At 70.1% G+C, this 5,428-nt stretch carries 7 protein-coding genes; 2 read left to right on the forward strand and 5 right to left on the reverse strand.

The annotated features are described in order from the left end of the window. A partial coding sequence (locus VIM26_RS17840; protein ID WP_331953632.1) for a serine hydrolase domain-containing protein occupies positions 1-1,464 on the forward strand: 1,464 nt, incomplete at its 5' end. Positions 1,465-1,486: 22 nt separating this feature from the next. Here the strand turns inward: VIM26_RS17840 and VIM26_RS17845 are convergent. Both VIM26_RS17845 and VIM26_RS17850 read right to left on the reverse strand, forming a co-directional pair. Beyond that, entirely contained in the window at positions 1,487-1,804 is a 318-nt protein-coding gene (locus VIM26_RS17845) for a YciI family protein (protein ID WP_331953633.1), read from the reverse strand. 50 nt (positions 1,805-1,854) lie between these two features. Next, entirely contained in the window at positions 1,855-2,574 is a 720-nt protein-coding gene (locus tag VIM26_RS17850; protein ID WP_331953635.1) for an NADPH-dependent F420 reductase, read from the reverse strand. 94 nt (positions 2,575-2,668) lie between these two features. On the opposite strand from VIM26_RS17850, the gene VIM26_RS17855 reads away from it, so the two are divergent. Then, the gene (locus VIM26_RS17855; protein ID WP_331953637.1) at positions 2,669-3,238 is read left to right on the forward strand and encodes a TetR/AcrR family transcriptional regulator; all 570 of its coding nucleotides are present in this window, start codon (positions 2,669-2,671) and stop codon (positions 3,236-3,238) included. 82 nt (positions 3,239-3,320) lie between these two features. Here VIM26_RS17855 and VIM26_RS17860 read toward each other — a convergent pair whose 3' ends face one another. The 3 genes from VIM26_RS17860 to VIM26_RS17870 form a co-directional block, all read right to left on the reverse strand. Further along, positions 3,321-3,593, reverse strand: a complete 273-nt coding sequence (locus VIM26_RS17860; RefSeq protein WP_331953639.1) for a hypothetical protein — start codon at positions 3,591-3,593, stop codon at positions 3,321-3,323. 258 nt (positions 3,594-3,851) lie between these two features. Then, positions 3,852-4,766 carry a hypothetical protein gene (locus VIM26_RS17865; RefSeq protein ID WP_331953641.1) on the reverse strand — a complete coding sequence of 305 codons (915 nt, stop codon included), beginning with the start codon at positions 4,764-4,766 and terminating at the stop codon, positions 3,852-3,854. Then, a partial coding sequence (locus tag VIM26_RS17870; RefSeq protein WP_331953643.1) for a hypothetical protein occupies positions 4,745-5,428 on the reverse strand: 684 nt, incomplete at its 5' end. The genes VIM26_RS17865 and VIM26_RS17870, both read right to left, overlap by 22 nt.

Consider the following 5,428-nt stretch of genomic DNA (forward strand, 5'->3'; position numbering starts at 1 on the left):
GTCGTGGCCCGCCAGGCCACCGGCTGGGCGGTCCGGTACGCGGACGGCGCGGGCACCGAGCTGCCCAAGGACGAGTGGGTGCCGACGGCGCGGGACACCGTCTACGACATGGCATCGGTCTCGAAGCTGTTCACCTCGATCGTGTTGATGCAGCAGGTCGAGGCCGGCCGGGTCGACCTCGACGCGCCGGTCGCCACCTACGTCCCCGAGTTCGCCGCCAACGGCAAGGAGGGCGTGACCGTGCGGCAGCTGCTCACCCACACGGGCGGCCTGCCCGCGTGGCTGCCGCTGTACAGCGCCTATCCCGATCGGGCGTCCCGCATCCAGGCGGCGCTGACCGCGAAGCCGGTCTCGGCACCGGGGACCCAGTACCTGTACAGCGACATCGGGATGATCACGATCGGCGTCGTCGCCGAGCGGGTCTCCGGACGCTCGCTGGATCGGCTGGTCGCCGACGGCATCACGACCCCGCTCGCCATGGTCGACACCGGCTACAACCCGACCGGCAGCCAGCTCGACCGCGCCGCGGCCACCGAGTTCCAGGCCGTCCCGGCGCGCGGCATGGTGCGCGGGCAGGTGCACGACGAGAACGCCTGGTCCCTGGGCGGGGTCGCCGGCCACGCCGGGGTCTTCTCGACGGCGGCCGACATGTCAGTGCTGGCCCAGACCCTGCTCAACGGTGGCTCCTACCGCGGCCACCGGATCCTGTCCGAGGGCTCGGTCGAGGCGATGACGACCAACCAGAACGCTGCATTTGCGGGCAACGACCACGGGGTCGGCCTCGAGCTCAACCAGCGCTGGTACATGGGCGGGCTGTCGGGGCCGCGCACCGCGGGCCACACCGGGTACACCGGGACGTCCCTGGTGCTCGACCTCACCTCGAGGTCGTTCGCGATCCTGCTGAGCAACCGCGTGCACCCCTCACGCAACTGGGGATCGGTCAACCCGGTCCGGCGCGCGGTGGCGCAGGGGCTGGCCCTGTCGCTCGCGGTGCTGCCGCGGCACGGCCCGACCGCGTGGGCGACCCCCTCGCTCGACGCGACGACGTCGGTGTTGCAGGCTCCGGTCGAGCTGCCGGCCTCGGGCGGGCGGTTGAGCTTCGACCTGTTCGTCGACACCGAGGCCACGGACGTGCTGGCGCTCGAGGCCTCGTCGGACGGCGGCACGACGTGGCAGCCCGTGCCGTTCACGACCCGGGACCGCGGCGGCGTCGTGCCCCGCGACGGCACGATCGCGGGCAGCGGCCACCGCACCTGGTGGCGAGCCGCCGCCGATCTCGGTCGGGCCGACGGCGCCGCGGGTCAGCTGCTGGTGCGGTGGCGGTTCGCGACGGACGCGACGAACCTCGGGCGCGGCGTGGTCGTCGACGGGGTGAGGGTGACCGGTGGGGGGTCCGTCCTGCTCGATGGCGAGCGCCATCCCGAGGCGTTCGCCGCGACCGGGTGGACGGCGGTGCGGCGCTGAGCGCAGCCAGCGACCGGGCCGACTATTGCGTGAACTCGGGAAAGGCCCGGCTGGACTCGTCGTGGTACGTGCCGAAGATCGGATCCCACTCGTTCACGCTCATGTCGCTGACCAGTCCATGGATCTGGAACGGGTCCTTCGCGATCACCGCCAGGAGATCCTCGCGGTTCGCCGCGGACATGATCAGGAGCGCGGACTTCGTCGGAGTGCCGACAAGACCTCCCGAGGCTCGCACCGTGCCCTGCAGGACGAGTTCTTGCAGGTACTCCAGGTGGGCGGTGAGGTGCTCGGCCCATCCCTCGGCATCCGGGTGTACGTAGGTGACGGCAAAGAACGTCATGGGTGGAGTCTCCTTGAAACTGGGTGTCGGGGAATAGGGCGTGGCGGCTGCTAGAAGGTCCGGTCGGCGACGCGCACGCGTTCCGCCCGGTTCAGAAGGGATCGCAGGTCGGCGGCGGACAGCGGGCCCGCGGGCGCGCCGTCCCGAATCTGAGCCATCGAGGCGGTGCGGTCGGCGGCGTAGGGCCGGACGTAGGCGCGGGTCTCCGGCTCGAAGCGCCACGCGTCGGCGAGTGCCCCGACGTCGACGGTCTCGAACCCCAGGGCGCTGATCAGGGCGGCTGCCTCGACCTTCGCCTGCGCGTCGTTGCCGGCAATCGGCAGCGCGCTGCGGTCGGGGGCGCCGGCGGGCCGGGCGACCTCGGGGATGTGGCTCCAGAAGATGTTGTTGAACACCTTGACGGTCCTGGCCCCGGACAGGTGTTCCTGGACCATCTCACTGGTGGTGAGCTGCTCCGAGTCCAGCGCCGGGATCCGACCGTCGCGATGGGGGTAGTAGTTCATGGTGTCCAGGACGACCTTGCCGGCCAGCGACTCCGCGGGCAGGGCCCGGAAGTTCTCGAGCGGGATCGTCACCACGACCTGGTCGCCGGCAGCGGCGGCTTGCTCCGGAGTGCCGGCCGTTGCCCGCTCGCCGAGCTCGCTCACGAGGTCGGCGAGTGTCTGCGGTCCGCGGGAGTTCGCCATGACGACGTCGATTCCTGCGTTGACGGCCAGGCGTGCGATTGCCGTGCCGATCCGGCCACTGCCGATGATGCCCAGGGTTGCCATGTCGTCTCCTCAGGTTCGATTCGGACCGGCGGTCCGCTTGTGTCCTCGGCTAAGGTAACAGGACTGAAGGTCCGGATGTGAAGGAGCACGCGAGGTGGACGTTGTGGAGCGCGCTGATGCTGCGCGGAACCGCCGGGCGATCCTTGCCGCGGCGGAATGTCTCGTCCGGGACAGCGGCGCGGTGGCGGTCTCGATAGACGAGGTGGCTCGCCTCGCCGACGTGGGAAAGGGCACCGTGTTCCGCCGGTTCGGCAGCCGCCTAGGCCTGTTGACCGCCCTCGTGAACCAGTACGAGCAGGCCATCGACCGCGCTGCGTGCGCGGTGCTGGACCACGGCACCGACCCGGTGGAGGAGGCGCTGGCCTTTGTCGACGTGATCTTTGAGCAGTACCTGTTCTACCGCCCGCTGATCGACGCGTTGCACGCGGAGGTCGGCGGTGCCCCGTGGGGCGGCGCGTGCGCTCAAATCCGTGCTCGGCTGGTCGACCTCATCGCGCGGGCGCGCCCCGACGGCGACGCCGACTTCCTCGCGTACGTGATCATGTCCACGGTGCACAACGACCTGTTCAGGCACCTAGCCGAGGTGCGAGGACTCACCGTGGACGACATCCGGGGCCGGATCAGGCAGCTCGCCGCCGACCTGCTCACGGGAGTGCCCCGCTGACTCGCGGCCGCGCCCGGTAGTCGAGGCCGGAGCCACCCACCGGGACACGCGATCGTCGAGGAGCCCTTCTCGGACCCGTCGATCACGCCCAGTTCGGTTCGGGCTCCCGGCTGGTCGGCGGGGTGAACTCGGCGAACTGGCCGCACAGCTGCCGCAGCTGCTCCAGCGCGTCGTCGGCCACCAGGGCACTGGTCAGATCGACGCGTGCCCGCCGGTGCGCGAGCGTCACGGAGCGTTCGATGGCTTCGCACAGCTCGGCGACGCAGCCGGCGCCGACGTTCCCGCCGATGCTGATCACGACTCCGGCGAGCGGATCGAAGTAGACGAGCACGGTCAGCTCGAGGTCGCGGCTCATGAGGTGGCCCGGTGCAGGCGGAGACCCGCGAGGGGTCTGCAGGCCGTGCGGCACGCGCGAATGCTCATTGTCGAGTCCTTCTGGTCGTCCTAGGAGGCGACGGTTGCGCTTGGCGTGCGCGTCAGCCGACTGGGGCGCTGGTGAGGGAGCTCGGTTCTGAACCCGCGGGGGCGTCGAGTGTGCCTGGCCGCGCTACCAGAGTGCGCCTGTGCGACGAAAATCACAAACACGCGCACGTGCGAGCGGGTCCGCCGCGGCTTAGAACCGTAGTGATTCGGCCATCGCGTCGAGGGTGGCCCCGACGGTGTCGAGGTCGAACGGGTACACGCCGACGGCTTGCAGCGAGAACACCGAGTCCGGCCGGTAGATCACGTACTCGACGGTGTCGGCGGTGCCCGGCCGGTCATCGGGGTACACGATCCGCAGGGCGGGGAAGCCGCCGACGGTCTTCTGGGCGCTCTCGATGATGTCATGTCCCGCTCTCAGCTTCTCGAGGCGGTACTGGTCGTCGCCGTCCAGCGGGCGGGCGTGGATGGCGACCGCGTCCGGGAGCGTGACATCCGATTCGGGGCCGGGTGTGAACGTCCGGCACGGGCCCCCAGCGCCGGCGTCCGTCCAGCCGGCGGGGCTCTTCAATGCCCAGCCGTCGCCTGCGCACGCCACGGACGACACCGCGACCGGGCTTGCCGCCGTCGGACCTGTCGGGGACGTCCCGTGCTCGTGCGTCACAAGCTGGAAGATGCCGAGGCCAGTCGAGATGAGTCCGATGACGAGGGAGAGCCGCGACAAGATCCGCCACCGGGTACGCACTGGCCTGCGGCGGCGACGTCGTCGTGCGGTCACCGGTGCCGACGCCTGCGCCGGCGCGGCGGTCGGCACCGCGATCGGCCCGGAGCGATCGGCGGCGAGGCGCCCATCGATGATCGTGAACGTCGCTTCCCCGGAGCCGATCCCGGTGGGTTCCCAGGTGTTGTGAACCCGGTCGTACCCGAGCCATTGTCCGGTTGGCGGGTGCAGGAGCAGGCGGTAGCCGTCGAGGTCGAGGACCCAGTCCTCGAAGTCGCCGGTCGCGTCGCCCGGAGCGAGGGAGCCGGCCAGGACGCGGGTCCGGATGTCGGTGGCGCGGCGCTCGATGGCGCGTTGCGCGTCTGCTACCACGGGTTGCGCTGCCACGATCGCAGGAGGAGCTCGAAGGTTTCGCCGCGTCCCTTGGTATGCATCATTGTTCGCAGGTGCGCAAGGCCGTCCCGCTCGCCGAAGCGGTCGACGAATTGGGTGAAGAGGTCCTCGTCGGCGGAGCGGCGCAGGTTTCCGTAGATGTGCCTGCCCCATTTCTCGGCCCATTCACCTTCAGGGACGAGACGGGGTGGTTCGCCCTGGGACGGACCCAAGTAGTCCCAGAAGTCGGCGATCACGCGTTGGCCGTCGGGCAGGATGATGCGGGTCGCGGCATGGTTCGGCATGACGGAGTCGACGAGTTCGGCGACGCCGCCGCCCGTCCCGTCGTAGTGGCCCGTCGGGTACTGGTAGACGACCTGATCGATCTTCGAGCCGGGATGGTTCGCGGTGACGTAGTCCTTGACCCATTCCTCGCCGAGGTCGGCGAACTCACCGCACTGGCCGCTGTGCGAATCCCAGAACATGGGTAGTCGTCCGAAATTGTTCATGATCTTGCGGATGACGTCGGGGTTGCGAACCCACCAACCCTCGGCGAGGCGATCACGCACCGTGTGCGCGAAGTGGTCCTGAAGCGGGCCGAGGTCGATGCTTGCCGGCCATGGTGACGGCACGGTCAGGGCCGGGTCTGGCGCTGTCGGCGGGGGCAGGGGCAGGGG

Origin of the sequence: Pengzhenrongella sp., from assembly GCF_036565025.1 — a bacterium.
GTDB lineage: Bacteria > Actinomycetota > Actinomycetes > Actinomycetales > Cellulomonadaceae > Pengzhenrongella.